The sequence below is a fragment of the Streptomyces roseicoloratus genome (assembly GCF_004117935.1).
Classification (GTDB): domain Bacteria; phylum Actinomycetota; class Actinomycetes; order Streptomycetales; family Streptomycetaceae; genus Streptomyces; species Streptomyces roseicoloratus.
On record NZ_SDOY01000057.1, the window covers coordinates 1 to 26,623 of the forward strand.

Below are 26,623 nucleotides of genomic sequence, written 5' to 3' on the forward strand. Positions count from 1 at the left end.
AGCATCAGGAGCCCCAGCGGCAGCGCCGCCCAGACGAGCCACGGCCGGTCCGGATGCCAGAGCCGGCCGAACTCCGCGTCCCGCAGCCCGGCCGAGAACGGCAGCGCCGCCACCGCGAGCGCGAACGGCGGCAGCGCGAGGCTCGCCCCGCTGACCAGCGCGCCCGCGCCCAGATGGAGCGTGAACCAGCCGGCCGTCCGCGTCCGCGCCTCCCGGCCGCGCGCCGGTCCCTCCGCGAACCGCTCCGGCGCCACCCCGCACAGCGCCCGCGCCGCCGCCACCGACAGCGGCCGGGTCAGCGGGAACAGCGCCGTGACCGCGGCCAGCGGGAGCCCCACCGCGTACGCGCCGAATTGCACCGCGAGGCTGCTCGCGAGCACCGGGCCGCTGTCCATGAGCGGACCCATGACCACGGTGCCGACCAGCCAGTACGGCATGAACAGCGCGCCGCCGAGGACCAGATGGAGCCAGCGCCGTCGGGCCCGCCTGCCGAAGAGGGCGCGCCACGGCCGTCTCACGCGTCCGCGCTCCGGAAGGTGCGGAGGTCGATGCGGCCCCCGCGGCGGGGGCGGCTCCGCCTGCTCAGGACCACGGCCAGGCAGCCGGCCGGCAGGAATCCGGTGATCATCGCGCCAGCGTAGACGGTGGCCATCAGGGCCGTCGGCTCCTTGGCGGCCTCCCCCTGTGGCAGCAGCGCCACCAGCGACAGAGAGGCGACCCAGCAGCCGGTGGCCCCGGACGCCACCCAGGCCGGGCCACCGCGACGCCCCCTCCGCAGCCCGGCAGCCAGGCCGTGACCCGCCGGCCCCACGCCTGCGTGGGCAGCAGGGCGAGCAGCACGACGACGGCGTCCGCCGGCACCGAGGCGGCGTCCACCGCGGCCATCGCGCCGCGGTGCTCCAGGAGGATGCTTCCCCCGGGGGCCCCCGGCCTCGCCGCCCGTGACCCAGAGGACCTCGAGGGTGAGGTACGGCAGGCAGGCGAGGATCGCCGGCACGCGCAGCAGGCGGCGGGCGGAGGTCGGTCGCGTCATGTCCCCAGCGTTCCGCCGCGGCGCGCCGCGGACGTCCTGCCGGATGCCGAACCGCCTCCGCCGCACGGGGGAGAGGGCTGGGTGTTCTGCCCTGCGAGGCATACCCGCCGCCGGGTGCGGACGAGGGCGATGCGGGCTCTGACCGGCGGCGGGTCCGTGCTCCTGCTCACATCCGTTCCGCGGCGGAATGAACGCCGTGGGCCGGGGCGTTCCCGCCATGGAACAGCCCCCGTCGAAGAGAGAAGCCACCCATGCGCGTCGAGATCTGGAGCGACATCGCCTGCCCCTGGTGCTACATCGGCAAGGCCCGCTTCGAGAAGGGGCTCGCGGACTTCGCCCACCGTGACGAGGTCGAGGTCGTGCACCGCTCCTTCGAGCTCGACCCGAACCGCGCCAAGGGCGACACCGGACCGGTCCTGGAGATGCTCGCCGCGAAGTACGGGCGCAGCCTCGACGAGGCCCGCGCCATGGAGGCCCACGTCGCCTCCAACGCCCACTCCGAGGGCCTCGGCTACCGCACGGAGGGCCGCGACCACGGCAACACCTTCGACATCCACCGCCTGCTGCACCTGGCGAGGGAACGCGGCCGGCAGGACGAGCTGCTCGACCTCGCCTACCGCGCCAACTTCGCCGAGGAGCGCTCGGTCTTCGACGACGAGACCCTGGTGACCCTCGCCGTCGAGGCGGGGCTCGACGAGGCGGAGGCGCGCGCGGTGCTCGCCGATCCGACCGCCTACGCCGACGCGGTGCGCGCCGACGAGCGCGAGGCGGCCGAACTCGGCGCCAACGGGGTGCCGTTCTTCGTGCTCGACCGCAGGTACGGGATCTCCGGCGGGCAGCCCGCGGAGGTCTTCACCCAGGCCCTGGAGCAGGCCTGGCAGGGCCGCACCCTGCAGCCGGTCGGCGGCGACGCGGCCGCCTGCGACGTCGACGGCGGCACCTGCTGAACGGCCGCCCGGCTCTGGCTCTCCGGGTCTTCCTCCGCGGGTCCTTCCCCGCGAGGTTATTCTCCGCAGGTATGAGACCCCGCGGGTCCTTCCCCACGAGGTCTTTCCCCGCGGGTATAAGGACACCTTGGGAAATCCCCATGATCTATGGCAATTGACGGGAGATCAGGGGGGAGTCAGGCTGGTGGCATGGAATCAGTGGAGCCCCTGGGCGGCGACGAGTTCGCCCCCCGGCAGACGTACCTCAACACCTCCGCGTGCGGACTGCTGCCCCGCCGCGCGATCGACGCGGTCACCCGGCTCGCCGAGGAGACCGCGGCCGGCCGGCCCGGTGGCGCCGGCAGCTTCGACGTCGTCGACGAGGCACGGGCCGCCTTCGCCCGGCTCGCCCACGTCACGCCCGACCGGGTCGCGGTCGGCAGCTCCGTCTCCGTCCACGTCGGCATGGTGGCGCAGTCCATGCCGGCCGGGTCCGAGATCCTCTTCCCCGAGGGCGACTTCTCCTCCGTCATCACGCCCTTCACGGTCCGCGGCGACCTCAAGGTCCGCTTCGTCCCGCTGGAGCGGCTCGCCGAGTCCGTGCGGCCGGAGACCGCGCTCGTCGCCTTCTCCGCCGTGCAGTCGGCGGACGGCCGCACCGCCGACTTCGCCGCCATCCGCGCCGCGGCGGCCGCGCACGGCGCCCGGACGATGCTGGACGGGACCCAGTCGGCGGGCTGGCTGCCGCTGTACGCGGGGGAGTGGGACTTCACCGTCTCCGGCGGCTACAAGTACCTGCTCTGCCCGCGCGGGGCGTCCTTCCTCACCGTCACCGAGGAGGCGCAGGACGCGCTGCTGCCCATCCACGCGGGCTGGGTCACCGGAGAGGAGCTGTGGGTCAACAGCTACGGCCCGGTGCGCGAACTGGCCCGCTCGGCCCGCCGGTTCGACGAGCCGCCGGCCTTCATGTCGTACCACGGGGCGGCCCGCTCCCTGGCCCTCCTGGAGGAGATCGGCATCGAGCGGATCGAGGCCCACAACAAGGCCCTGGCCGCCCGGTTCCGCACCGGGCTGGACGCGCTCGGCCACCCGGCCGTCGCCGACGACTCGACGGTCGTCGGCGTCCCGGGCCTCGGCGACCGCGCCGAGGCGCTGCGCGAGGCGGGCGTGCTCCTCTCGACCCGGGCCGGAAACCTGCGGGCCTCCTTCCACCTCTACAACTCCTCGGCGGACGTGGACCACGTCCTGGAGGTCCTGGCCGGCTGAGTCGGGCGCGTGGCGCCGGCGGGCGGGAGGAGACGCCCCCGGCCGCCTCCTGGCACCGGTTCCGGCACAGGCTCTCCTCCAGGCGGCCGAGGAGCCGGGCGAGGTCCGCGTTCGGCCGGACCCGCCGGCCCGCCTCCAGAGCGGCGACCCCTTCACCCCAGCCGACAGGAGCAGCTGCTTCGGCGGCGACCACCGCGACTGCACCGACCACCCGGCGCTGTGGACCGCCGGTACGGGAGGGCGCGCGGGGCCACGGACCGGGGCTACCAGGCCTCCGTGACCGCGCGGCGCGCGGCCTGCGGGTCCACGGCGCGGCCCGTCTCCGCGAGGGCCGCGCCGAGGGCGGCCAGCGAGGACTCCACCACGCCCGGGGCCGCGTCCACGCCGTAGTGGTTCACCCGGATCATCTCCTTCGCCAGCGCGCCGCCACCCGCGATCAGCGGCAGCGAGGGATCGGCGGCCAGCGCCTTCGCGACCAGCTCCGAGGCGTCCACACCGGCGGGCGTACGCAGCGTCGTCGCGACCGGCGCCGCGTCCTTCGCCTCGTACACGTACGGCTCCAGGCCGCCGCCCAGCGCCACGGCGCCCGCCCGGGTCGCCGCCGCGGCCGAGGCGTGCCGGGCCATGAGCGCGTCCAGGCCCTCCGCCTCGATCCGCTCCAGACACGCCTCCAGGGCCAGCATCTCCAGCTGCGCCGGGGCGTGCAGCAGCGCCTTGCGGCCGCCGTCGATCCACCGCTCCTTCCAGTCGAGGAGGGAGAGGTACGAGCGGCGCGGCGCGGCCGGGTTGGCGGCGAACCGCTCCCAGGCCCGCTCGCTCACCGACACCGCCGAGACGCCCGCCGGGCCGCCCATCGCCTTCTGCGCGCCGATGATGCACATGTCGACGCCCCACGCGTCCGGCAGCACCGGCTCCGCGCCGACCGACGCCACCGCGTCCAGGTAGAACAGCGCGCCGTGCGCCCGCACGACCTCGCCGATCTCCGCGACCGGGTTCGTGTTGCCGGTGGCCGCCTCCGCGTGCACCAGCGACACGAAGTCGATCTCCGGGTGCTCCTCGAAGGCCCGCGCCACCTGCCCGGCCGTGACCGCCGTGTGGAACGGCACCTCCAGGTCGACCACCGTCGCGCCGCAGTCCCGCAGCCAGTTGCCGAAGGTCTGCCCGTACGGACCGGTGACCACGTTCAGCGCCGTCGAACCCGCCCGGGCGCCGCTGCGGATGCAGCCCTCCAGCGGCAGCAGCGCCTCGCCCTGGGTGATCACCACGTCCTGCTCCGTGGAGAGCAGCGCGGCGACCCGGCGCTCGATCGACGCGAAGCGCGCGGCGGTCAGCGGGGCCAGGTCCAGGAACGGGTGCGTCTCGGTCACGGTGGTGCCTTCTTCGGTTCGGGTCGGTGCGGGCAGGGCCTGGGTCAGGGTACCCAGGGGCCTCGTAGAGTGCGGGTATGAGCGATCACGTGGTGCTGCGGGTGAAGGGGCGGGTGCTCGTCGGCCCGGACGACGTACGGGACGAACTGTGGTGCGTCGACGGACGGATCACCTTCGAGCGGCCGCCGGCCGCCGTCGCCGGCGAGGCGCTGACCGTCGAGGGCTGGGTGCTGCCCGGACTGGTCGACGCCCACTGCCACGTCGGCCTCGACAAGCACGGCCCCGTCGACGAGGCCACCGCCGAGAAGCAGGCCCTCACCGACCGCGACGCCGGCACGCTGCTCGTCCGCGACGCGGGCTCGCCCTCCGACACCCGCTGGATCGACGGGCGCGAGGACCTGCCGAAGATCATCCGGGCCGGCCGGCACATCGCCCGCACCCGCCGCTACATCCGCAACTACGCCCACGAGATCGAGCCCGACGAGCTCGTCGCCTACGTCGGCCGCGAGGCGCGGCGCGGCGACGGCTGGGTCAAGCTGGTCGGCGACTGGATCGACCGCGAGGTCGGCGACCTGGCACCGTCCTGGCCGCGCGCCGAGGTCGAGGCGGCGATCGCCGAGGCGCACCGGCTCGGCGCGCGCGTCACCGCGCACTGCTTCGCCGAGGACTCGCTGCGCGACCTGGTCGAGGCGGGCATCGACTGCGTCGAGCACGCCACCGGGCTCACCGAGGACACCATCCCGCTCTTCGCCGAGCGGGGCGTCGCCATCGTCCCCACCCTGGTCAACATCGCGACGTTCCCGCATCTCGCCGACGGCGGCGAGGCGAAGTTCCCGCGCTGGTCGGCGCACATGCGCCGACTGCACGAGCGGCGCTACGACACCGTGCGCGCCGCCTGGGACGCGGGCATCCCGGTCTTCGTCGGCACCGACGCGGGCGGCTCGCTCCCGCACGGCCTGGTCGCCGCGGAGGTCGAGGAACTGACGAAGGCCGGCATCCCCTCGCTGGACGCCCTCGCGGCCACGACCTGGACGGCCCGGTCGTGGCTGGGCCGCCCCGGCCTCGACGAGGGCGCCCCCGCCGACCTCGTCGTCTACGACGAGGACCCCCGGGCGGACGTCCGCGCTCTGGCGGGGCCGCGGCGGGTGGTGGTGAACGGACGGGTGATCGCCTGAGCGACGGGGCGCCTGAGGGGTACGGTCCGGGCGTGTCGGTCCGGGCGTCGGCCCGGGCGTGTCGGTCGGGTGTGTCGGTCCGGGCGTCGGACCGGGTCCGGGCCCCCGGGACCCGGCGGGTGCCGGTTCGGCGGGGGCCGGAATGCGGTGCCCGCCCGGCAGCGCCCTGCCCTGGCGGTTTGGGCGGCCCGTCGGGTTGCCCGGTCGGCCGCCGGGCCGGCCGCCCGGCGGCCGGTCAGCGGGTCAGGAAGGCCAGACGGGCCTTCTTGGCCGGGATGTGGACCTCCGGCAGGTCCACCTCCGGCAGGACGACCTCCGGGCCCAGTGCGAAGCCAGCGCGGACGAGCAGGGCGATCGCCTTCTCGTTGGCGGCGTCCGGCTCGGCGACGGCCCGCTTGCGGTCCTTCATCGCGAACTCGGTCAGGGCTTCCAGGATGCCCATGGTGAAGCCCGCCCGCGGCGTGCTGCTCGGCGCCACGAGGAAGTGCACGCCGATGTCGCCGGGCTCCACCGCGTAGCACTCCGACACCCGGTCCGCCTCCGGCTCGTACGTCTGGAACAGCGCCACCGGCTCGCCGTCCAGGCGCACCAGGAAGCCGTGGTGGGTCTCGAGCGAGTCCAGGTGCGCGTAGACGTCCCGGACCTCCTCGACCGTGGTCTCCCGCATGCCCCAGAAGCGGGCCCGCTCGTTCGCCACCCAGCCGTGGATCAGCGCGGCGTCGCGGTCCGGGTCGACGCGCTCGACGCGTACGGTCCCGAGCCCCTCGACGGTGTGCTCGTACTCGTCGGCGTGCTCGTGCTCAGTGGTCGCGGTCATGGCGGTCTTCGTTCTCCTTGGTCAGACGGGTCCAGTCGGTGACGACGGGCGCGAGTTCGCCCCGCAGCCACAGCGGGAGCTGGTCGCGGTGATGCGGGTCGCCGGGCACCCCGGACGCGCCGAACGGCACGACCCACAGGCTCCGTTCGCGGTCCGCGAGGTCCCACACGTAGCGGGCGGCGGAGGCGCGGGCGCTGCGGTCGGTGTAGCCCGGCACGCTGGACGTCGACAGCACGCAGTCGTGGTCGCCGGCGAGCCCCGGCCACTGCGCGTCGTCCTCGTCGGGCAGGGCCTGCCAGGGTGCGAGCCGGTGCGTCACGCCCCACGCCGGCGGCGCCTCGCCGGCCGCGACCTCCGCCCCGACCTCCTCCAGTGCCTCCCGTACGGTCCGCTCGACGTCCGCGGCCGGCACCGGCCCGGTCACGAGCAGCGTCTCCAGGGCGAAGGCGATCCGCGGGCCGGGCGCCAGCCAGGGCCGGAACAGCGCGGGGTACGGGGCGGGTTCGCGCAGCGCCGCGAACGCCTCGTGCGCGGCCAGTCGCCGGACGACCGCCCCGCGCACCGCCGCGTACAGCCCGGCGTCGGTGCTGTCGGCCGCCATCCGCCGGTCCCAGCGGAGCAGCGTGGCCCGCACGGAGCGGGCGGCGGGGGAGAGGCCGTCCTCGCCGAGGGCGTCGACCGCCCGGAGCAGCCGGCGGGCGGACGGGTTGTCGGTGTCGGTGTGGACGGCGGCCATGGCGGCCGCTGTCCAGGAGGCCGATCCGTCGAGCAGCGCGGCGATCCGCTCGGCCCGGTGCGATGGCGCGAACTCGACGCCCAGCGGCGCGGCGAGCCCGCGCGCGTTGGCCATCACGGCGTGACCGCGCACCTCGGCCCGCGCCATGGGCAGGCCCCGCGGCTCCCAGTGGTGCCCGGCCTCCCAGGCGGGCACGATCCGCAGCGAGTTGGCCCGGTCCCGTACGGGCACGTAGCCGGCGGTCCGGTGCAGCAGGCCGCCGTCGGTGTCGGCGGCCTGCACCACGTTCACCGGCTCCACCCAGGCGTCCAGCGCCCGGTCCACGTCGCCGGCGCTCCGGGCTCGCAGCAGCGCGGGCAGCACCCGGAAACCGAGCTCGCCGGTGACGCGCGGCGGATGGCGGAGGCTGATCGCCTCCCACTCGCCGACGCCGACGCTGGCGGTCTCCGCGGCTTCCGCGCCCTCGGCGTACTCCCCGTCCGCGCCGATGATCACCGGGCCCCGGGCCGTCTCGATGACCTCGATCCGTACCGGTTCCGCCCCGCCTCCGACCTCGATCGTCTCCGTATGGGCCGTCGCGGGCTCCCAGCCCGTCGGGCCGAGGGCCTCGACGCGGCCGTCGGGGCGGCGGCGCAGGCGCTCGCGGTAGAGGTCCTGATAGTCGGCCATCGCGTTGGTGATGGCCCAGGCGACCCGGCCGGTGTGGCCGAAATGCGCGAGGCCCGGGACGCCCGGGACGGCGAGGCCCAGGACGTCGTACTCGGGGCAGGCGAGGCGTATCTGCTGGTAGACGCCCGGCGCCTCGATGAAGCGGTGCGGGTCGCCCGCGACGATGGCCGCGCCGCTCGCCGTCCGCTCGCCGGAGACCACCCAGCCGTTGGAGCCCGCGGTGCCCGGGCCGTCGGTGGCGAAGAGCTCCGTCCACTGCTCGCCGAGCCTCCGCGCGACCCGGTCCCGCCACAGCTTCGTGGGGAAGCCGGCGAAGAGGATGTGGGTGGACAGCCACACCGCGAGCGGCGTCCACGGCTCCCAGCGGCCCGGCTTCAGACCGGTCGCGGCGAACTCGGGGGCCCGTTCCGCGCCGGCCGCCAGGCCCTCGTTGACGCCGTCCACGTACGCCCGCACCCACGCGGCGGTGTCCGCGTCGAGGCGGTCGTGGCAGCGGCGCGCGGTGTCGGCCAGCCTGGCCTGCCGGACGAAGGTGTCCCAGCCGGTCTCCGCCGCGCCGAGGAAGGCCGCCGTGGTGCCCTGTGACCGGTGCCGTTCGACCTCCAGCTGCCAGGCGCGGTCGCGGGCGGTCACGAGGCCCTGGGCGCGGGCGAGTTCGCGCGGGTCGGCGGCGCGCACGTGCGGAACGCCGTAGGCGTCCCGGAAGACCTCGATGCTCACTGCGTACGACCCCGATCGGATGGTGAATCTTAGGTTAGGCTGGCCTAAATTAATCTACAGGACGCGGAAGCGCGGAACGCAGGGGGAGGAGATCGCGGTGGGTCGTACCGGTCACGGTTGGGAGGGCGTCGTCCTCAAGCTGTTCCGCGGCAAGGACTTCACGTTCACGGTCACCGGCGCCGAGCAGGTCACCGAGCACTACCGCCGGGTGCGGTTCACCGACGGCGGACTGCTCGCCGCCGCGGGCGTCCACCCCACCATGTGGGTGCGCCTCTGGTTCGACAACGCGGGCAAGCCCCACCAGCGCGCCTACACCCTCGTCGACCCGGACCCCGAAGCCGGCACGTTCGGCCTGGAGTTCGCGCTCCATGACGGCGCCGCCAGCGACTGGGCCCGCTCCTGCGCCCCCGGCGACACCATCGAGGCCACCCTTCAGGGGACCGGCTTCACCGCTCCCGATCCGGCGCCCGGCCGGCTCCTCGTCGTCGGCGACGCCGCCTCGCTGCCCGCCGTCAACTCCCTGCTCGACGCTTTCCCGGACACCCCCGCCACGCTCTGGTTCGAGACCGTGCACGCGTCCGACGGGGAACTGCCGCTGCGGCTCGACCCGGACCGCCACGACGTGCGCCGGGTGCGGCGCGAGGACGCCGGCGCGGCCCTCGTCGCCCGCGTCCGGCAGGAGCTGCCGGCGCTCGCGACCGCGGAACCGGATCCGTACGTGTGGATCGCCTGCGACACGGCCACCACCCGCACCCTCGCCTCCTTCGTGCGCAAGGAGCTCGCCCTGCCCAAGGACCGGGTGCACGCACTCGGCTACTGGCGGCCGGCCCCGGACGGCGCGACGGAACGTGCGGCGGAGCGCGCGGCGGAGCGCGCGGCCGGCCGTGCCGCAGGTTGACGAGCCGTTACCCGCGCCCGGCGTGGGTCGTTCTCCATCCCCTCGCGTGAGGTTCCGCCCCGCGCGCGCCGCTACGGACGGGGCGCGCGGGAACGTCTGTGTCGAAAGATTCGAATGTGGGCGCGGAAACCACCCTTTGGAGTGAAGTCGCGTCAGGTGACTGTCAGTTCACCCACAGTGCGTAAAGATTCCGGTGTCTCAAGTCGCCGGAGCCGCAGCGACCCACCGTCCCCGTGGCGAGCGGCCGGCGACGCCATGTCTCCTGTGGGGGTTCCACCGCCGTGAACAGCAACACCTTCCGCCTGCCCGCACGCCGCACCGCCGCCGCGGCCGCCGTCGCCGCCCTGGCCGTCGGCCCCCTGGCCCTCGCGGCCCCCGCCGCACACGCCACGGACGGCAGCGGTGAGCAGGGCGGCGAAGGCCACGCCACCGCCGTCGTGCTGCGCACCGGGCTCGACGTCAACCTGCTGAACAAGACGGTGAGCGTGCCGCTGCGCACCTCCCTCAACGAGGTCGAGGCCCCCGCGAGCGCCGAGAAGACCGCGCTCAGCGTGCGGGTGGACGGCGCCGAGGGCGGACGGCCGGTCAGCCTGCTCAAGGCGGACGTCGCCACCTCCGAGGCGACCGTCGAGGGGGACACGGCCAAGGGCTACGTCAACCTGGTCAAGGCCCGGCTGCACGTCCCCGGACTGCCGCTGCTGGCCCTCGTCGAGGTCGAGAAGGTCACCTCCAAGGCCGTCTGCGAGGCCGGCAAGCGCCCGGTCGCCGAGTCCAACCTGCTGGGCCACGTCACCGTCCTCGGCAAGAAGACGACCCTGTCGACCGGCGGACAGACCAAGGTGACCGTGCCCGGCGTCGGCGAGGTCGTCCTCGACCTGTCCCGCACCTCCACCACCTCCCGGACCGCCGCCGCCACCGCCCTCGAACTGTCGGTGGAGGTCAACCCGCTCAAGCTCAACGTCGCCGAGGTCAAGGGCAAGGTCACCCTCGCCGAGGCCACCTGCGCCACCCCGCGCGGCACCAGGCCGACCGACCGGCCGACCGACCGGCCCACGGGCGACCCGACCGAGAAGCCCGGCGAGCAGCCCTCGCAGCAGCCGTCCACGCAGCCGAGCGGCGACACCGGCATCAGCACCCAGAACGGCGGCACGACGCCCACCGAGAACCTCGCCGAGACCGGCGGCAGCTCCGTGACCCCGTACCTGGCCGGCGGCGCGCTCGTGCTGCTCGCCGTCGGCGGCGGCGCCGTCGCCATGGCCCGTGGCCGCGCCCGGGCCCGCGGCTGACCGGTCCGAGGGGGAAGCGGCGGGGGACCGAGGGGTGGCGCCGACCCGGCGCCACCCCTCGTCGCTTGCCGGGGGCCGCGGGGAGCCGCCGGGGGTCGCGGGGACCCGCCGGGAGTCGGCGGTCGCCCGGCCGGAAGCCACCAGAAGCCGCCGGGAACGGAAGTCACCGGAAACCGCAGGGCGCCACCGGAAGCCACCGGAGCCGCCGGGAGCCTCCGGCCGCCCCGCCGGAACCCCTCCGGCCCGGCAGCCGGCCGCCCCGCCGCCCGCTCAGCCCAGCATCAGCAGTGCCTGGTCCAAGGCCTGCAGGAAACGGTTCGTCGTCACGCGGTCCCGCACCGCGAGCCGCAGCCAGTCCCGGCCGAGGCCCGGGAAGGTGTCGCCGCGCCGGGCCGCGAAGCCCAGCGACCGCAGCCGGTCCCGTACGGCGTCCGCGCCCTCGATCCGTACCAGCACGAACGGGCCCTCCGCCGCCGCGACCGCCCTCACCTCGTCGAACTCCGCGAGCCCCGCGAGCAGATGCGCCCGCTCCACGCCGATCCGGTGCGCCGCCTCCTCCGCCTCCAGGAGCGCCATCGGCGACATGCAGGCCTCCGCCGCCACCAGCGCCGGCGTCGACACCGGCCACAGCGGCTGCACGCGCTCCAGCGCCGCGACGGTCTCCGGCTCGGCCAGCACGTACCCGATGCGCAGACCCGCGAGGCCCCAGGTCTTCGTGAGGCTCCGCAGCACCACCAGACCCGGCACGTCCGTCCGCGAGGCCAGCGACTCCCGCTCGCCCGGCACGGCGTCCATGAACGCCTCGTCCACGACCAGCGTCCGCCCGGGGCGGGCGAGCGACGCGATCGCCGCCGCCGGGTGCAGCACGGAGGTGGGATTGGTCGGATTGCCGATCACGACCAGATCCGCGTCCTCCGGCACCGTGGCCGGATCCAGCCGGAAACCGTCCTCCTCGCGCAGCAGCACCCGCTCCACCTCGTGCCCGGCGTCGCGGAGCGCCGCCTCCGGCTCGGTGAACTGCGGGTGCACGACGACCGGCCGCCGCGCCGGCAGCGCCCGCGCGAGCAGTACGAAGGCCTCCGCCGCACCCGCCGTCAGCAGCACCCGACGGGCCGGCAGGCCGTGCCGCTCGGCGACCGCGGCACGCGCGGCCCGGCCGTCCGGATAGGCGGCGAGACCCGTGAGCGAGTCCGCGATCCGCTCCCGCAGCCAGGCCGGCGGGGTGTTCGTCCGCACGTTGACCGCGAGGTCGATCAGCTTCTCGTCCCGGACCTCGGCGTCGCCGTGGTGTCTCAGGTCGTGCGCGTCAGCGGAAGTGTCCGCAGAGGTGTGGATGTCCATGGCCGCCGTCGGGTGGGGGGTGGGGATGGGGGTGGTGCCTGTGGGGGGAGAGTGGGGCTCGCCAGCGATGTACCCGTGAGTATCGGACAACAACCGTGCGCCTGGGGAGTCTTCGTTCGGACGAAGTGGTACGGAACGGGCAATGGCACACGTCACACGAGTCGTCTTCCGTTTCGGCACCAGCAGCACCGCACCCGGCCCCGCCCCGCGCAGCGCCGCCGCCTCCGCCACCGAGGCCGTGCCGGTCGCCGCCAGCGGAGCCGCCGACGGATGCGGCACGGCCGTCCCCGCGAGCTCCTCGCTCGTGAAGGCCCGGACCGGCACCCCCAGCCGCACCGCGGCCCCGGCGATCCCCGGCTCCGCCGCCCGCGCGTCGAGCGTCGCGAGCGCCGACAGGTCCCCGGCCGTGAGACCCGCCTCGCCGAGCGCCGCGCCGACCAGTCCGAGCACCTCGTCCACCGCGACGCCCGAGCGGGCCCCTACACCCGCCACGACCACCGGCCCGAGGTGCGCGGAGGAGCCGCCATCCGATAGCAAGGGCCCATGGCTGTAGTCGTCGCGCTCGGCGCGTTCCTCATGACGCTGTTCGGCGGCTGGACGGCCCAGCGCGTCACCGACCGACGCCACCTGGTCCTCGGCCTCGCCGGCGGCCTCATGCTCGGCGTGGTCGGACTCGACCTGCTGCCCGAGGCGTTGGAGGCGGCAGGGGAGAAGGTCTTCGGCGTCCCCCAGGCCCTGCTGCTCTTCGTCGGCGGCTTCCTCCTCGCCCACGTCGTGGAACGCCTCCTCGCCGTCCGCCGCGCCGCCCACGGCGCCGGGGCGGACGAGCGGGCGCCTCAGGTCGGCCTGACCGCCGCCGCGGCCATGGTGCTGCACAGCCTCATGGACGGCGTCGCGCTCGGCGCCGCGTTCCAGGTGAGCGGCGGCATGGGCGTCACCGTCGCCCTCGCCGTCATCACCCACGACTTCGCCGACGGCTTCAACACGTACACGATCACCAGCCTGTACGGGAACGCCCGCCGCAAGGCCGTCGCCATGCTCGTCGCCGACGCGGTCGCCCCGATCGCCGGCGCCGCGCTCGCCACCCTGTTCACCCTTCCGGAGGAACTCCTCGGCAGCTATCTCGGGTTCTTCGGCGGTGCCCTGCTCTACCTCGCCGCCGCCGAGATCCTGCCCGAGGCCCACCATGCCCACCCCGCCCTGACCACCCTGCTGTGCACGGTGGCCGGCGTGGCGTTCATCTGGCTCGTGGTGGGCCTCTCCGGCGGCTGAACTCACGCGGCCTGACCGCCGGCGCAGCGCGCCACGAACCGGAAGGCGGCCTCCGGGGCTCCCGCCCAGTGCGTGTGCACGTAACTGGCGTGCACCCCGCCCCGCACGAAGCCCTCCAGCCTGCGCTCCGGCTGCCGCAGCCCCCAGGCGGCCTGCTCCCCGGCGCCCGGCTCGATCACCGTCCGGTGGAACTCGTGCCCCCGCATCCGCGTCCCGGCCGCCGCGAGCACGCTGTCGCCCACGGCCACCGCGTCCCGGTACCCGAGCGTCAGCCGCTCCGTCATCCGCGCGTCCGCGTCGAGCACCCCGCACATCGGCCGCCCGTCCAGCGTCCGCGCCAGATACAGCAGCCCGGCGCACTCGGCGGCGACCGGCGCCCCCGACGCGGCGAGCCCGGCGACCGCCTTCCGCAGCGGCTCGTTGGCCGACAGCGCCTCCCCGTACACCTCGGGGAAGCCGCCGCCGATGACGAGGCCGCCCGTGCCCTCGGGAAGGGCCTCGTCCCGCAGCGGGTCGAAGGTGACGACCTCCGCGCCGGCGGCGGCGAGCAGCTCCGCGTGCTCGGCGTACGAGAACGTGAACGCGGCCCCGCCGGCCACGGCGACGACCGGCCTGCCGCCGGCCGCCGTCGGCCCCGTCGTCGTCACGGCCCCCTCGGCCGACCACGGCTCGGCCCGCAGCGGCGGCGCCGACCGCGCCAGCGCCAGCAGCGCCTCCAGGTCGCAGCCCTGCCGCACCTGCTCCGCCTGCGCCGCGACCGCCTCCACCGCCTGCGCCTGCCGCTCCGCGACCGGCACCAGACCCAGGTGCCGCGACGGCGTCGCCACCGCCGGGGCGCGCCGCAGCACGCCCAGCACCGGCACTCCCGACTCCTCCAGGGCCTCCCGCAGCAGGGCCTCGTGCCGGTCCGTGGCGACCTTGTTGAGGATCACCCCGCCGAGCCGCACCTCCGGGTCCCAGGACGCGAAGCCGTGCACGAGCGCGGCCACCGACCGGGACTGCGAGGAGGCGTCCACGACCAGCACCACCGGCGCCCGCAGCAGCTTCGCCACCTGCGCGGTGGACGCCAGTTCGCCCTGGCCGGCGGCCCCGTCGTACAGGCCCATCACGCCCTCGACGACCGCCAGGTCGCAGCCCCGCGCGCCGTGCGCGAACAGCGGCGCGACCAGCTCCGTACCGCACATGTACGCGTCGAGGTTGCGGCCCGGGCGTCCGGTCGCCAGGGCGTGGTAGCCGGGGTCGATGTAGTCCGGCCCGACCTTGTGCGGCGAGACCGCCAGACCACGGCCGGCGAACGCGGCCATCAGACCGGTCGCGACCGTGGTCTTGCCCGCCCCCGAGGAGGGGGCGGCGATGACGAGACGTGCTACCACTCGATGCCCCGCTGGCCCTTCTGACCCGCGTCCATCGGGTGCTTCACCTTCGACATGTCGGTCACCAGGTCCGCGAAGTCCACCAGCTCCTGCGGCGCGTTGCGGCCGGTGATCACCACGTGCTGCTGCCCCGGACGGTTCCGCAGCACCTCCACCACCTCGGCCGTGTCGATCCAGCCCCAGTGCAGCAGGTACGCGAACTCGTCGAGGACGTAGAACCGGTACTTCTCCTCGGCCAGGTCCCGCTTGACCTGCTCCCAGCCCTCGCGCGCCTTGTCCTCGTGCGACTGCTCGCCCTCGGCGACCTCGCGCTGGATCCAGGACCAGCCCTCGCCCATCTTGTTCCAGACGACCGTGCCGCCCTTGCCGGTCTCGCCGAGCGCCTTCAGCGCGTTCTCCTCGCCCACCCGCCACTTGGCGGACTTCACGAACTGGAACACCCCGATCGGCCAGCCCTGGTTCCAGGCGCGCAGCGCCATGCCGAACGCGGCGGTCGACTTCCCCTTGCCGACGCCCGTGTGCACCATCACCAGGGCGCGGTTGCGGCGCTGACGGGTGGTGAGACCGTCGTCCGGAACGACGGTCGGCTGTCCCTTGGGCATTTACGCGGCCCTCCTGGTCGCAGAGTGATTGCCTTGCACGGTACGGACGAGGCCGGCGATCGAGTCGGCACGCAGCTTGTCCAGGGTGACGGCGGTGCCGCCCAGTTCACGCGCGAGGTTCCCGGCGAGGCCCAGCCGCACCGGTCCCGTCTCGCAGTCCACGACCACCGCGGCCGTGCCGTCGACGGCGTGCAGCCGCGCCGCCCGCGCGGCGAGCGCCACCGGGTCCGGGCCGCCGCCGGTCGCCCGCCCGTCGGTCACGACGACGAGCAGCGGGCGCCGCGAGGGGTCCCGCAGGCGCTCCACCCGCAGCACGTCGTGCGCCTTCAGCAGCCCGGCCGACAGCGGCGTGCGGCCCCCGGTCGGCAGCTGCTCGAGCCGGGCCGCCGCCGCGTCCACCGACGAGGTCGGCGGCAGCGCGACGTCGGCCGCCCGGCCCCGGAAGGTGACCAGACCGACCTTGTCGCGCCGCTGGTACGCGTCGAGCAGCAGCGACAGCACCGCGCCCTTCACCGCGCCCATGCGCTGCCGCGCCGCCATCGAGCCGGACGCGTCCACGACGAACAGGACCAGATTGCCCTCCCGCCCCTCGCGGGTCGCCTGCCGCAGATCGTCCCCGCGCAGCACGAGGCCCGGGCCGCTCCGGCCGCGCGCCTTCTGGTGCGGTGCGGCGGCCTGCACCGTCGCCGCCAGGTGCAGCTTGGTCAGCGCGCCCTTCGGCCGGGTCGCGCCGGTGGTCCGCCCGTGCTCGGTACGGGCCCGGGAACGGCGCCCCGCCGCGCCCTCGCCGAGCCCGGGCACGGTCAGCGGCCTCGTACGGAACGGCTCGGCGGCCTTCACCGCCGCACGCTCGCCGGCACCGGCGCCGGGTGCGGAACCCTGCGGCGCGGGGGCGCTCCCGGGAGCCTCGGCGGACTCCGGCGCGGACTCCGGCTCGGGCGCCGGGGCACCCTCGTTCCCGGGCGCGTCCCCCTGCGGCGGAACGCACCCGCCGTCCGGGCCGCCCCCGCCGGGACCGCCGTCACCCGGGCCGTCGGGCTCCGGGTCGTCGTCGGGCTCGTCCTCGCCCTTGAACTGCTCCAGGGTCTCGTCGAGCTTGTCCTCGTCCAGGCCCGGCGCGTCGAAGGGCGATCGTCGGCGCCGGTGGGGGAGGGCCAGGAGCGCGGCCTGCCGCACGTCCTCCGAGGTGACCTCCGTCCGTCCCGCCCAGGCGGCGAGCGCCGTCGCCGTACGGGCCATCACGATGTCGGCGCGCATGCCGTCCACCTCGAACGCGGCGCAGGTCGCCGCGATCTGCAGCAGCACCGCGTCCCCGAGCACCACCTTCGGCAGCAACTCCCGTGCGACGGCGATCCGTTCGCGCAGCGCCCGCTCCTCGTCGGCCCAGCGCGCGGCGAACGCGCCCGGGTCGTCGTCGAACGCCAGCCTGCGCCGCACCACCTCGACCCGCTGCCCGGGCTCGCGGGAGGCCGCGACCTCCACGGTCAGCCCGAACCGGTCGAGCAGCTGCGGCCGCAGTTCGCCCTCCTCCGGGTTCATCGTCCCGACCAGCAGGAAGCGGGCGGCGTGCCGCACGGAGACGCCCTCGCGCTCGACGTACGAGGAGCCCATGGCGGCGGCGTCGAGCAGGTGGTCCACGAGGTGGTCGCTCAGCAGGTTGACCTCGTCGACGTAGAGGATGCCCCGGTGGGCGTCGGCGAGCAGCCCCGGCTCGAAGGCCTTCACGCCCTCGGCGAGTGCCTTCTCGATGTCGAGCGCGCCGACGAGCCGGTCCTCGGAGGCCCCGACGGGCAACTCCACCATCCGCGCGGGCCGGGAGCCGGCCGCGTGGGCCTCGTGCGGCCCGTCCGGGCAGCCGGGGTCCGGCGACGCGGGGTCGCAGCTGAAGCGGCAGCCCGTGACGACCGCCACGGACGGCAGCAGTTCCGCGAGCGCGCGGACGGCCGTGGACTTGGCGGTGCCCTTCTCACCCCGGACCAGCACGCCGCCGATGGCCGGCGAGACGGCGTTGAGCAGCAGCGCGAGCCGCAGGTCGTCCATGCCGACGACGGCGGTGAACGGATAGCGGGTGCTCATCGGGCGGTCACTCCTTCGAGAGGTACGGAAGTCGGGGCGGTGCGGCGCGCGGCGGTCACGGCGCCCCCGGCGGTACGAACGGCAGCCCGGCCGGCGCGCCCTGCTCGATCAGCCGGAGCAGCGCGTCCGTGTCGGCGTGCTCCTCGATCAGGTCGCCGAGACGGTCGAGCTGTTCCTCGCGCAGCGCCCCGAAGGACGTGTCGGGCGCGGGCACGAAGCGGCGTCCGGCCGCGGCCGCCACCTCCCGCAGGAACGCCCGGCGGAAGCCGTCGCTCTCCAGGGAGCCGTGCCAGTGGGTGCCCCAGACCGCGCCGACCCGGCAGCCGTCCAGGAACGGCTCCCCGCCCCGTACGTCCGCCACGCCGTGGTGGATCTCGTAGCCCTCGACCCGCTCGCCGAGCGCCTCGCCGACCGGCCGGGCCAGCGTCTTCTCCGGCGCGAACCGCACCCGTACGGGCAGCAGACCGAGCCCGGTGACGGCACCGGCCTTCGACTCGACCTCGTCCTCGATGTGCTCGCCCAGCGCCTGGAAGCCGCCGCAGATGCCGAGCACCGGGCGGCCCTCGGCAGCGCGGCGGCCCAGTTCCCCGGCCAGGCCGCGCTCGCGCAGCCAGGCCAGGGCCTTCACCGTCCCGCGCGTGCCCGGCACCACGACCAGGTCGGCGTCGGCGAGCTCCTCCGGCCGGTCCACGAAGCGGACCACGACACCCGGCTCGGCGGCCAGCGCGTCCACGTCGGTGAAGTTGGACATCAGCGGCACGGCACAGACCGCGACCCGCAGCACGTCCGCGCCGACCGGCGGCGCCACGACCGACTCGCGCACCGCGCCCCGCAGCGAGACCCGCAGGCCGTCCTCCTCGTCGATGCCGAGGCCGTGCGCGTACGGGAGCACACCGAAGGTCCGGCGGCCGGTGAGGCCGAGCAGCATGTCCAGGCCCGGTTCCAGGAGGCTCACGTCGCCGCGGAACTTGTTCACCAGGTAGCCCGCGACCAGCTCCTGGTCCTCCGGGGCGAGCAGCGCCGTCGTGCCGAAGAACTGGGCGAAGACACCGCCGCGGTCGATGTCGCCGACCACGACCACCGGGAGCCGAGCGGCCCGCGCGATGCCCATGTTGACGATGTCGGTGCGGCGCAGATTGATCTCGGCCGGACTGCCCGCCCCTTCGCAGATCACGGCGTCGTACGTGCCCCGCAACTCCTCCAGGCATGCCAGGACCGGCTCGAACAGCTCCTTCTGCCGCCCTCCGTGGTAGCCACGGGCACTGAGCTCACCCACCGGCTTGCCCATCAGCACGACCTGGCTGGACCGGTCGCTGCCGGGCTTCAGCAGCACCGGGTTCATCAGCGCCGTCGGCTCCACGCGCGCGGCCTGCGCCTGCATGGCCTGGGCGCGGCCGATCTCCGCGCCCTCGCGGGTCACGAAGGAGTTCAGGGACATGTTCTGCCCCTTGAACGGCGCCACCTTGACGCCCTGCCGGACCAGCCACCGGCAGATGCCGGCGGTCACGACGCTCTTGCCCGCGTCGGAGGTCGTCCCGGCGACGAGCAGCCCCCCACCCCTCACTTCGTCCTCCGCTTCACCGTGTCCGTCAGGATCCGGCCGCCCACGCAGGCGGCCAGGGTCAGCCAGGTCACCCGGCGGGAGAGCCGCACGGCCCGCTCGATGTCGGTGACCTCCACGGGCCGCCCGCCGTCGTTGAGCACCGGCCGGTGCTCGACCCGTCCGCCGTACGAGAGGGTGCCCCCGAGCCGTACCCCGAGCGCTCCCGCGAACGCGGCCTCCACCGGCCCCGCGTTGGGGCTCGGGTGCCCGCCCGCGTCCGCCCGCCAGGCGCGCACGGCTCCCCGCGGGTCGCCGCCGGCCACGGTCGCGAGGACGGCGGTGAGCCGGGCGCCCGGCCAGCCGGCCAGGTCGTCCAGGCGGGCCGAGGCCCAGCCGTAGCGCCGGTGGCGCGGAGACTTGTGGCCCACCATGGCGTCCAGGGTGTTCACGGCGCGGAAGCCGAGCAGGCCCGGCACGCCCGCGACCGCGCCCCAGAACAGGGCGCCCACGACGGCGTCGGAGGTGTTCTCGGCGACCGACTCGACCACGGCACGGGCCATCGCCGGGCCGTCCAGGGCCTGCGGGTCGCGGCCGACGAGGTGCGGCATCCGTTCCCGGGCCACCTCCAGGTCCCCGGCCTCCAGTGCCCCCGCGATGGCGCGCGCCTCGCGGCCCAGGGTCGTACCGCCGACGACGGCCCACACGGAGGCGGCGGTCAGCGCGACGGACGCGGGCCGGCTGCGCCGTGCCGTACGGGCGGCGAGGGCGCCGAGCGCCACCGTCCCGCCGGCGCAGAGCGCCGTGTGCAGGACGCCGCGGCCCCGGTCGTCGCGCCACAGCCGGCGCTCGACGGCGGCCGCCGCGCGGCCGAAGGCGGCGACGGGATGGCCGCGACGGGGATCGCCCACGAGCAGGTCGGCGACGAGTCCGACGGTCGCTCCGCACGCGAACACGCGGGTGGCACGGGAAGGTCTGGGGCCGCGGCCGGGCATGGCGCTGTGTCCTCACTCAGGGTCCGCGCCCTGGATCGACGTGACCGGCGGCGAGAGTTCCTGACTCCCGGCCCTTCGGGGCCGGTCACAGTGGCGGGACCGTGCCGGATTCGCACCGGACTTCCTCTGCTTGCCGCCGTATTGGCCCGGGCAGTCCACCACGCTGCGCGAACACCCGTCAACTCACCCTTGACCTGCGACGGGTCGCTGTGCGAAGCACCACAAACACGAGAGCCGGGCGGCCCGCACACGAGGTGCGGACCGCCCGGCCGATCGGGCGACGGTCAGGCGACGATCAGGTAGATGCCGTACGCCACGGCCGCCGCGCACAGGGCGAAGCAGGCGTAGGCGCCGGTGCGGGCCAGGGTCGCGGAGCCGCCCTGGGCGGCGGCCTGCTCCTGCTTGGAGAGGCCGACGATGCCGAGGGTGAAGAGGCCCACGAGGGCGACGGTCGCCACGAGGCTGACTCCGAAGACGGAGCCGAGAGCTGCCCAGTCGATCTTCATGCTTGGTTCCAGTTCCTCAGACCGCGGCGGCGGGGGCCGGGGGAGCGGCGGGGTCCGCGGGGTTCGGGGCGGGGATGGTGGTCTTCAGGTCGTCGTCCGTGACGGCGGCGACGGAACCGGCCGGCGGCGGGGTGACGGCCGCGATGGCGGTGGTCACGACACCCGCGGGCTCGGCGACCGCCGTCGCCGCGGCGGTGGCCAGGGGGACGGCCTCCGCCTCGGACTCGACGTCGTTGACGTTGGTGTGGTCGACGACCTGGCGGCGGGAGACGAGCCAGATGCCGAAGCAGGAGGCGACCAGGAAGGCCGCGACGACGTAGACGCCCCAGTCGCCCTGGCGGGCGACGTACTCGGAGCCGGCGCCGACCAGGCCGGCGGCCGGGAGGGTCAGGCCCCAGGCGACGAACATCCGGGTGGCGGTCGACCAGCGGACGACGCCGCCCTTGCGGCCGAGGCCCGCGCCCATGACGGCACCGGAGACGGAGTGCGTGGTCGAGAGCGAGAAGCCGAGGTGGGACGAGGCCAGGATGACGGTGGCCGCGCTGGTCTGGGCGGCGAAGCCCTGCTGCGGCTGGAGGTCGGTCAGGCCCTTGCCCATGGTGCGGATGATGCGCCAGCCACCGAGGTAGGTGCCGAGCGCGATCGCCATGCCGGCGGAGACGATCACCCAGACGGGCGGGTTGGAGCCGGGGGCGAGGACGCCGCCGGCGACCAGGGCGAGGGTGATGATGCCCATGGTCTTCTGGGCGTCGTTGGTGCCGTGCGCGAGCGAGACGAGGCCGGCGGAGGCGATCTGACCGGCGCGGTAGCCCTTGTCGGTCGTCTTCTTGTCGGCCTTCTTGTCCAGCCGGTACGTCATGCGGGTGGACAGCATCGCGGCGATGCCGGCGACGAGCGGGGCGGCGACGGCCGGGATGAGCACCTTGGTGACGACGACGTCGCCGTTGACACCGCTGACGCCGATCGAGGCGACGGTCGCGCCGATGAGGCCGCCCATGAGGGCGTGGGAGGAGCTGGACGGCAGTCCGACCAGCCAGGTCACGAGATTCCAGAGGATGGCGCCGACGAGCGCCGCGAGGATGACTTCCGGTTGGATGCCCTCCTCGTTGACGAGGCCCTTGGAGATCGTCTTGGCGACCTCCACCGACAGGAAAGCGCCGACCAGGTTCAGAACGGCGGACATGGCCACCGCCGTCTTGGGCTTGAGCGCACCGGTCGAGATGGTCGTCGCCATCGCGTTCGCGGTGTCGTGGAAACCGTTCGTGAAATCGAACACGAGAGCTGTCACGACCACGATCGTGAGCAGCAGCGTGATGTGTTCCATTTACCCAGGCAATCGTTCGGCATCAGTGGCTCGTCGAACGTAGGCAACCTGAGTGAACGGAAGGTGAACTGGGCCGGGCGTGGGAGTGTCTCTAACCGGGGTCTCCGGATTCCGCTTCCGTCTCTCCCGGGGCGGGTGTCCACGATGTGGTCGCCTGCGACCCAGGGTGCTCCGGGCGCCCCAAGCACGCGTGCGACCCGACGCCGCCGTCCCCGCGCCGACCCGTATCACCCCGTGGACGACCCGGGCCGGGCTTCATCCGCGGGGAGGACTTCCGGGGAGACGCACATCACTCGAACGAGGGTCCGCCCGGTGGCAGGGTGCCGTCGGGCTGCCGACACTGGGAGCGTGCGCCCGGCTACAGCGACGGCAGCGGCCGTCACCACAGTGACAGTCCTCGGCGCGGCCGCGGTGGCGGCCGGCCGGTACGCCAGCGACGCCGCGCTCGGGGTCCCGTCAGGACGCCCCTTCCCCGGCGATCCGAGACTCACCGTGCACGCCACCGGCCCCGGCAGGATCACCCTCACCCGCAGCCTGGCCTCCCTGCGCCCCGGCACCTACGGGATCGAGGCACCCGGTCTGCACGCGGTGGTCGGCCCCGTCCTCGACCGGGTTCCGCACACCGCGGACACCGTGGTCCGCCGGCTCGAACGGGTCGAGCTCGGCACCCTCGGCCAGGGCGCCAAGGTCCGGCTCACCCCGCAGCTGCACTGCGGCACGCCCGAGACCGCCCTCGGCCTGCCCCACGAGGACGTCGACATCCCCGGCGAGCTCGGCACCCTGCCCGCCTGGCTCGTCCCCGGCGCCCGCGCCACCTGGGTGATCGCCCTGCACGGCCTCGGCACCACCCGCGAGCACCCGCTCAACCTGGTCCCCTTCCTCCACCGCCGGCAGGTCCCCGTCCTGATCCCCGCCTACCGCGGCGACGCCGGCGCGCCCGCCGCCCCCGACGGGCTCGCCCACCTCGGCGACTCCGAGTGGCGCGACGTCGACGCCGCCATCCGCTTCGCGGTCCGCCGGGGCGCCGCCAAGGTGATCCTGCACGGCTGGGGCACCGGCGCCGCCATGGCCCTGCACGCGGCCGCGGGCTCCGGCATGCGCGACCGCGTCCGCGGCCTCGTCCTCGACTCCCCGGTCCTCGACTGGGAGGCCACCCTGCGCAACCTGGCCGCCGCCCGCCGGGTCCCCGCCCCGCTGCTCCCGCTCGCCGTCCGCGCCGCCCAGGGCAGGACCGGCCTGCACGGCGACCGCCTCCAGGAGGCCGCCGACCCCGACGCCCTGCGCGTCCCGGTCCTCCTCTTCCACGGCCCCGGCGACACCCTCGCCCCCCTGGACCGCTCCCGACGGCTCGCCGAGCTCCGCCCCGACCTGGTCACCCTGACCACGGTCCGCGACGCCCCGCACGCCGCCATGTGGAACGCGGACCCGCTCCGCTACGAGGAAGCCCTCCGCCGCTTCCTGACCCCGCTCCTCTAGAACGTCTCCTCCGGACCGGGTCAGCGCGCGTCCCGACCCGGGCCCGCCCCGGGCCCGACCGGCCGCCCCGGCGCCGAAGGCGGGGGCCTCGCGGCGGCGTTGCCGATTCCGATTGGGCTTTCGGGCCGTCAGCGGGAAGACTGCCTCCGTGACGTCTCGAAAGCCCGATGAACACTTCGCGCGCAACTCCAGACTCCGACTCGTCCGTCCGGGGGCCCTCGCCACCGCACGAAAGGCCGTGACGACCCGGCGCACCCGCCCGGCGCCGCGGCCGCCCGAGGGGACACCGCCCCGCGCGGAACTCGCCCACCAGGCGAGGACCGTGCTGGCCGACGCGGTACGGATCGCCCGCTGGGCCGCCGTCGAGCGGCGGGCCGAGACGGCACCACCGGACGGTGAAACGGCCGCCGCCGCGCTCGATCTGACGCCCGGACAGGTCCGGGCCGGCTGGGACCGGGCCCGGCTCGCCGGACTCGTCGAGCTGCACGGCGACTCCGCCCGCCCCGGCTGGCGGCTGCACGCCTGGGACCGGGACGACTCCGCGGTGCTCCGCGGCTGGGTGGCCCTCTTCGACGCCTGGTCGCTCGTGCACCCGGCGCCCGAGGCCGTCGCGCCCGGCGCCGTCGCCGAGGTCGTCGAGGCCGTGCCCCAGATCCTCTCGCTGCTCCAGCTCTCCGCCGGGCCCGTCACCGTGACCGGCCTGCTCGACCTGCTCGGGCAGCGCGTCGACGAACTCCGCGAGGAGCGGTGCGAGGTCCCCGCCGCGGGCGTCCCCGCGCCCGCCGTCCCCGCCGAGCCGGTCCCCGCGGGCGAGGGCCTGCCCGCCCTGCTCGACTGGGCCCTGGAGGGCCTGGCCGCCGTCGGCGCGCTCACCCTCGGCGAGGGTGCCGACGGCCGCCACGCCACCCTCACCCCGCTCGGCAACTGGGCGGTCTGGGTCAAGCTGGAGCAGATCTGCGTGGCCGCACAGAGTCCGGCCGGCAACATCGAGCAGTCCGCCGAGGACATGCTCCGCGGCTGTGCCCGGCTCACCCCGGGACCGGCCCGTGACGAGTACCGCGCCTGGCTCGCCGCCCGCACGCTCTCCAGCGCCGTCGCGGAACTCCTCGCCGCCGCCCGCGGCGAGGACGCCCTGCTCCGCGGCCTCGCCTTCGAGGCCCTGCGGGTGGTCGGCGCGCCCGCCGAGTCCGAGGTGCGGGCCGCCCTCGCCGAGCCCTCGCTCCGCCCGTACGCGCTGCTCTGGCTCGCCGAGTACGAGGGCGCCGACCCGGAGGAGGCACCCGGGGTGCTGACCCGAGAGGAGGCGACCTGGCTCTGGGTGGACACCGCGGCCGCCGTCGCCGACCACGGCGAGAGCGCGCTGCTCGTACGGCACCTCGACTCGGCCGTCCAGGGCACCGTCCCGGCCCTGCTCGACGAGGTCCAGGCCGTCGGCCACCCCCGCACCGTCCAGGTCCTGGTGGCGCTGGCCGCCGCCCACCCCGACCCGGCCCTGGCGAAGGCGGTCCGCAGGGCGGCCTTCCAGGTCCACACGGGCGGGTCCTGACCCTCCCCGGGCGGGCCCGAGCCGGGGTCGGGTCCCGGCCTCCCCGGCTCGGGCCCGGCCCGGACGGGGTCAGCCCGTGACGCCGGGGACGTACGTCCCGAAGCTCCAGAAGTTGCCCTCGGTGTCGCGGGCCATGTAGTCGCGGGAGCCGTAGTCCTGGTCGGTCGGCGGCATCACGATCTCCGCGCCGGCCGCCACGGCACGCTCGTGGTGGGCGTCCACGTCGGTCACGTGGACGTACACCGCGGTGGGTCCCGCCCCGGTCATCAGCTTGTCGAACTCGCTGCCCGTGCCCTTGCTGCCGAGCATGACCTTCCCGTTGCCGTAGGAGAGCTCGGCGTGCGCCACCAGGCCGTCCTCGCCCTCGTACACGGCGTCCACGGTGAACCCGAACGCCTCCGTGAGCTGCCGGATCGCGGCCTTCGCGTCGTCGTACGTCAGTGCCGGACAGATGTCGGGGGCCTCGGCCATCCCGATCACTTCCTCTCGTGAACGCGGTGCGTCGGTGTGACGTGGGCGTCGGTACGGCACGGCTGCCGGTGTGACGCGGATCTCGTTCCGGGCGTGCGGCCCAGTCTGGCAGCCGGGCGCCGGGGAGGCGCGGGACTCACCGGAAGGTGTCGCACCGCGCCGGGTCGCCCGTGCGATAGCCCTGGCGGAACCACTGCCGCCGCTGCGCCGCCGAGCCGTGGGTCCAGGTCTCCGGGGTGACCCGGCCCTGGAAGCGCTCCTGGATCCGGTCGTCGCCCACCGCGGCCGCCGCGTCCAGGCCGTCACGGATGTCCTCGACCGAGAGCCGGGTGAGCAGCAGCCGCCCGGTCCTGTCGTCGGGCGTGGTGGTCGCGTGCCGCGCCCACACGCCCGCGTAGCAGTCGGCCTGGAGCTCCACCCGCACCGCGTTCGAGTCCGCCCCGGTCCGCCCGTCCTGGGCGCGGGCCAGCGTGCCCATCAGGTTCTGCACGTGGTGCCCGTACTCGTGCGCCACCACGTACGCCTGGGCGAAGGGCCCGCCGGTCGCGCCGAATTTGCTGCGCAGCTCGTCGAAGAAGCCCAGGTCCAGATAGACCTGCCGGTCGCCGGGGCAGTAGAAGGGCCCGACCGCCGAGGTCGCCGTGCCGCAGGCGGTGGGCACCTGCCGGCTGAAGATCACGGTCCGCGCGGTCCCGTACCGGCCGCCGCGGCGCGCGTACTCCGCCCGCCAGTAGTCCTGCACGTTGTTGACGACCGCCACGATCCGGCAGTCCTCGCGGGTGTTGGCGTCCGAGCCCTTCCGGCAGGCCTGGTCCACCTGGGCCGCGGACGAGGACGTCGCGACCGGTTCGTCGCCGCCGGAGGACAGGCCCAGCTGTTCCGGGCCGACCCCGAAGAACAGGCCCAGGATCAGGGCGATCAGCCCGATGATTCCGCCGCCGACCGTGGCCCTGCCGCCCGGTACGCGGCTGCCCCGGACGTCCTTGACCTCCGAGGTGTCCAGGTTGGCGTCGTCGTCGAACTGCATGGCCACCGCCCTCCGCGTCTGTGCCGAGTATCGAGCAGCACGGAGTGCTTCACCCCTTTTGCGAGGCATGCGTGGGAGGCGGGAGTTCGTGGGGGAGCATGACGGTTCGCGCCATCCGTGTGGATTGCCTCACCTGTGATCCGCGACCTAAAAGCAGTTGCAGGCGCCCGTTAGACTGGCC

At 75.0% G+C, this 26,623-nt stretch carries 22 protein-coding genes, 1 pseudogene and 1 riboswitch; of the genes and pseudogenes, 8 read left to right on the forward strand and 15 right to left on the reverse strand.

What is annotated here, in order from left to right:
- A pseudogene (locus tag ESG85_RS04355) lies at window positions 1-518 on the reverse strand (histidine kinase); the annotation flags it as partial.
- Entirely contained in the window at window positions 515-745 is a 231-nt protein-coding gene (locus ESG85_RS04360; RefSeq protein ID WP_128976678.1) for a hypothetical protein, read from the reverse strand. The gene ESG85_RS04360 and the pseudogene ESG85_RS04355, both read right to left, overlap by 4 nt.
- A 539-nt stretch (window positions 746-1,284) precedes the next feature.
- Between ESG85_RS04360 and ESG85_RS04365 the strand changes: the two genes are divergently transcribed.
- On the forward strand, window positions 1,285-1,980 hold the full coding sequence (locus ESG85_RS04365) for a DsbA family oxidoreductase (protein WP_128976679.1): 696 nt from the start codon (window positions 1,285-1,287) through the stop codon (window positions 1,978-1,980).
- Window positions 1,981-2,169: 189 nt separating this feature from the next.
- Window positions 2,170-3,225 carry an aminotransferase class V-fold PLP-dependent enzyme gene (locus ESG85_RS04370; RefSeq protein ID WP_128976680.1) on the forward strand — a complete coding sequence of 352 codons (1,056 nt, stop codon included), beginning with the start codon at window positions 2,170-2,172 and terminating at the stop codon, window positions 3,223-3,225.
- Between the two features lie 263 nt (window positions 3,226-3,488).
- On the opposite strand, the gene ESG85_RS04375 is transcribed toward ESG85_RS04370, so the two are convergent.
- Window positions 3,489-4,592: a pyridoxal-phosphate-dependent aminotransferase family protein gene (locus ESG85_RS04375; RefSeq protein ID WP_128976681.1), complete on the reverse strand. Its 1,104-nt coding sequence runs from the start codon at window positions 4,590-4,592 to the stop codon at window positions 3,489-3,491.
- A gap of 77 nt (window positions 4,593-4,669) precedes the next feature.
- Here ESG85_RS04375 and ESG85_RS04380 point away from each other — a divergent pair, with 77 nt between their 5' ends.
- On the forward strand, window positions 4,670-5,767 hold the full coding sequence (locus ESG85_RS04380; RefSeq protein WP_128976682.1) for an amidohydrolase family protein: 1,098 nt from the start codon (window positions 4,670-4,672) through the stop codon (window positions 5,765-5,767).
- A 235-nt stretch (window positions 5,768-6,002) separates the two neighbouring features.
- Here the strand turns inward: ESG85_RS04380 and ESG85_RS04385 are convergent, their stop codons facing one another.
- Window positions 6,003-6,584 carry a GNAT family N-acetyltransferase gene (locus ESG85_RS04385; protein ID WP_128976683.1) on the reverse strand — a complete coding sequence of 194 codons (582 nt, stop codon included), beginning with the start codon at window positions 6,582-6,584 and terminating at the stop codon, window positions 6,003-6,005.
- Window positions 6,568-8,709, reverse strand: coding sequence for a penicillin acylase family protein (locus ESG85_RS04390; RefSeq protein WP_128976684.1), 2,142 nt, complete (start codon window positions 8,707-8,709; stop codon window positions 6,568-6,570). The genes ESG85_RS04385 and ESG85_RS04390 overlap by 17 nt, the downstream gene beginning before the upstream one ends.
- A 97-nt stretch (window positions 8,710-8,806) precedes the next feature.
- Here ESG85_RS04390 and ESG85_RS04395 point away from each other — a divergent pair, with 97 nt between their 5' ends.
- Window positions 8,807-9,607, forward strand: coding sequence for a siderophore-interacting protein (locus ESG85_RS04395; RefSeq protein WP_246094803.1), 801 nt, complete (start codon window positions 8,807-8,809; stop codon window positions 9,605-9,607).
- 281 nt (window positions 9,608-9,888) lie between these two features.
- Entirely contained in the window at window positions 9,889-10,893 is a 1,005-nt protein-coding gene (locus tag ESG85_RS04400) for an SCO1860 family LAETG-anchored protein (protein ID WP_128976685.1), read from the forward strand.
- A gap of 270 nt (window positions 10,894-11,163) precedes the next feature.
- Here the strand turns inward: ESG85_RS04400 and cobC are convergent, their stop codons facing one another.
- Entirely contained in the window at window positions 11,164-12,726 is a 1,563-nt protein-coding gene (cobC, locus tag ESG85_RS04405) for an Rv2231c family histidinol phosphate aminotransferase CobC (protein ID WP_128976744.1), read from the reverse strand.
- A gap of 51 nt (window positions 12,727-12,777) precedes the next feature.
- On the opposite strand from cobC, the gene ESG85_RS04410 reads away from it, so the two are divergent.
- A complete protein-coding gene (locus ESG85_RS04410; RefSeq protein WP_128976686.1) occupies window positions 12,778-13,506 on the forward strand; it encodes a ZIP family metal transporter in 729 nt (242 codons plus the stop codon).
- A 2-nt stretch (window positions 13,507-13,508) separates the two neighbouring features.
- Here ESG85_RS04410 and ESG85_RS04415 read toward each other — a convergent pair whose 3' ends face one another.
- The 7 genes from ESG85_RS04415 to ESG85_RS04445 all read right to left on the reverse strand — a co-directional run bounded on the left by ESG85_RS04415 (window position 13,509) and on the right by ESG85_RS04445 (window position 21,922).
- Entirely contained in the window at window positions 13,509-14,879 is a 1,371-nt protein-coding gene (locus tag ESG85_RS04415) for a cobyrinic acid a,c-diamide synthase CobB (protein WP_128976687.1), read from the reverse strand.
- Complete coding sequence (cobO, locus tag ESG85_RS04420) at window positions 14,873-15,481, reverse strand: cob(I)yrinic acid a,c-diamide adenosyltransferase (RefSeq protein ID WP_128976688.1); 609 nt, start codon at window positions 15,479-15,481, stop codon at window positions 14,873-14,875. Before cobO ends, ESG85_RS04415 begins: the two co-directional genes overlap by 7 nt.
- On the reverse strand, window positions 15,482-17,557 hold the full coding sequence (locus tag ESG85_RS04425; protein ID WP_128976689.1) for a putative cobaltochelatase: 2,076 nt from the start codon (window positions 17,555-17,557) through the stop codon (window positions 15,482-15,484).
- Between the two features lie 55 nt (window positions 17,558-17,612).
- Window positions 17,613-19,121 carry a cobyric acid synthase gene (locus ESG85_RS04430; protein WP_128976690.1) on the reverse strand — a complete coding sequence of 503 codons (1,509 nt, stop codon included), beginning with the start codon at window positions 19,119-19,121 and terminating at the stop codon, window positions 17,613-17,615.
- Window positions 19,118-20,092: a cobalamin biosynthesis protein gene (locus ESG85_RS04435; RefSeq protein WP_128976691.1), complete on the reverse strand. Its 975-nt coding sequence runs from the start codon at window positions 20,090-20,092 to the stop codon at window positions 19,118-19,120. Before ESG85_RS04435 ends, ESG85_RS04430 begins: the two co-directional genes overlap by 4 nt.
- A 53-nt stretch (window positions 20,093-20,145) precedes the next feature.
- Window positions 20,146-20,220: riboswitch (adenosylcobalamin (AdoCbl) riboswitch) on the reverse strand.
- 156 nt (window positions 20,221-20,376) lie between these two features.
- The gene (locus tag ESG85_RS04440) at window positions 20,377-20,598 is read right to left on the reverse strand and encodes a hypothetical protein (protein WP_128976692.1); all 222 of its coding nucleotides are present in this window, start codon (window positions 20,596-20,598) and stop codon (window positions 20,377-20,379) included.
- Between the two features lie 16 nt (window positions 20,599-20,614).
- Window positions 20,615-21,922 carry an inorganic phosphate transporter gene (locus ESG85_RS04445; RefSeq protein WP_128976693.1) on the reverse strand — a complete coding sequence of 436 codons (1,308 nt, stop codon included), beginning with the start codon at window positions 21,920-21,922 and terminating at the stop codon, window positions 20,615-20,617.
- Between the two features lie 348 nt (window positions 21,923-22,270).
- On the opposite strand from ESG85_RS04445, the gene ESG85_RS04450 reads away from it, so the two are divergent.
- Both ESG85_RS04450 and ESG85_RS04455 read left to right on the forward strand, forming a co-directional pair.
- Window positions 22,271-23,398 carry an alpha/beta hydrolase gene (locus ESG85_RS04450; protein WP_128976694.1) on the forward strand — a complete coding sequence of 376 codons (1,128 nt, stop codon included), beginning with the start codon at window positions 22,271-22,273 and terminating at the stop codon, window positions 23,396-23,398.
- Window positions 23,399-23,546: 148 nt separating this feature from the next.
- Window positions 23,547-24,944 carry a hypothetical protein gene (locus ESG85_RS04455; protein ID WP_374050346.1) on the forward strand — a complete coding sequence of 466 codons (1,398 nt, stop codon included), beginning with the start codon at window positions 23,547-23,549 and terminating at the stop codon, window positions 24,942-24,944.
- Between the two features lie 69 nt (window positions 24,945-25,013).
- Here ESG85_RS04455 and ESG85_RS04460 read toward each other — a convergent pair whose 3' ends face one another.
- Together ESG85_RS04460 and ypfJ are read right to left on the reverse strand one after the other, a co-directional pair.
- Window positions 25,014-25,415 carry a VOC family protein gene (locus ESG85_RS04460; RefSeq protein ID WP_128976696.1) on the reverse strand — a complete coding sequence of 134 codons (402 nt, stop codon included), beginning with the start codon at window positions 25,413-25,415 and terminating at the stop codon, window positions 25,014-25,016.
- 136 nt (window positions 25,416-25,551) lie between these two features.
- A complete protein-coding gene (gene ypfJ, locus ESG85_RS04465) occupies window positions 25,552-26,442 on the reverse strand; it encodes a KPN_02809 family neutral zinc metallopeptidase (protein ID WP_128976697.1) in 891 nt (296 codons plus the stop codon).
- Window positions 26,443-26,623: the final 181 nt, after the last annotated feature.